General features: G+C 37.5%; 1 protein-coding gene. It reads right to left on the bottom strand.

Annotated elements, in window-relative coordinates:
- Nucleotides 1–195 precede the first annotated feature (195 nt).
- Nucleotides 196–1,303: glycosyltransferase (locus PX636_RS05255; protein ID WP_288116411.1), on the bottom strand; the 1,108-nt coding region annotated here is incomplete at its 5' end.

The following is a 1,303-nucleotide window of genomic DNA, read 5'->3' on the forward strand; positions in this document are numbered from 1 at the left end:
CCTCCACCAATATCTAAAACTGTATCATTGACAGTAACATGATTTTGTAAAAAATTATTAACTAAAACTTTCCAAAGGGCTAATTTTGCTTTTCTTTCTTGAGGATTAAAGCGACTTTCGTAAAGTCTCTTTAAGTATTCCATTTGTCGGGTTACTTGCTCGTCTAACATGGTTTTAACCTCTAAATTTACTTGGTTACTTTTGTCTAATTTTTTGGACAGGTTTGCGCTTATAGTCGCCTCTAGAAAGGTGTTTTTCTAACCAGATAGAGAGAACTATAAATAAATAACGACTGCCCATTTCCTTGAGTTTTAACTTGGAAACCCCCGTGGTACGATTGCGCCAAGTGATGGGAATTGTCGTATAGGAATATCCTCGCACGATTGCTTTTAAGGGCATCTCTACTGTTAAGTTAAAATGGTGAGATAGTAGAGGTGAGATTCCTTCGATAACCTCCTTACGATAGATTTTAAAGGCGTTAGTGGTATCATTAAATTTTAGCCCAAATAAAACTTGAATGAATAGATTAGCCAAACGATTGACGAATAACTTGTGCCTGGGATAATCAATAACTTTTCCTCCTTTGATAAAACGAGAACCAAAAACGCAATCGTAGCCTTCTTGGAGTTTATAATAATAGTCCACCATGTTATCGGGAGAGTCGGAATTATCTGCCATTACTACCGCAACTGCATCCCCGCTAAAATTTTCTAATCCACAGCGCACCGCAAAACCAAAACCATTGGGATAATAGTTATTGATGTAGCGAATCCGAGGATTTTCTTGGTTGATTTTTTGCAGAACTGCTTCGGTGTTATCTTTGCTATTGTCATTAACCACTAGGATTTCATAATCAATTTTATCCTCTTCTAAACGTTCAGATATTAAGTGAGTTGTGCTTTCGATGCAATCTTCTTCGTTGTAAGCAGGAATAACTATTGATAAGGTTTTTACTGCATAGTTATCCCTTGATTGACGTGGGTGAGAGTAACCGTCCATCTGGAAAGCTGGTGCTAATCCTTCGGGATAGTACATTTCTGTCTCATTAGTCTTATTCTTAGGTTTAAAAATTAGGCTATCACTGGCAACATAATTAATACTGGCCCCCAGTAAAACCCCAATCATTGTGTTAACTCCAGGGCTAATTCCTAACCAGTTTAAGAAGGGAAATATCAAGAAAACTCGCAGTAAAACTGCTAAACCTGCCGAGAGATGATAGAGAGGAAGTTGTATCAAAATCACATCTCTGATTGTCCAATCTCCTCCAGTCCACACCCAGATTCTATAGATAAAGAAACTAGCA

This window comes from Microcystis sp. M53598_WE2 (genome assembly GCF_030067735.1).
GTDB lineage: Bacteria > Cyanobacteriota > Cyanobacteriia > Cyanobacteriales > Microcystaceae > Microcystis > Microcystis aeruginosa.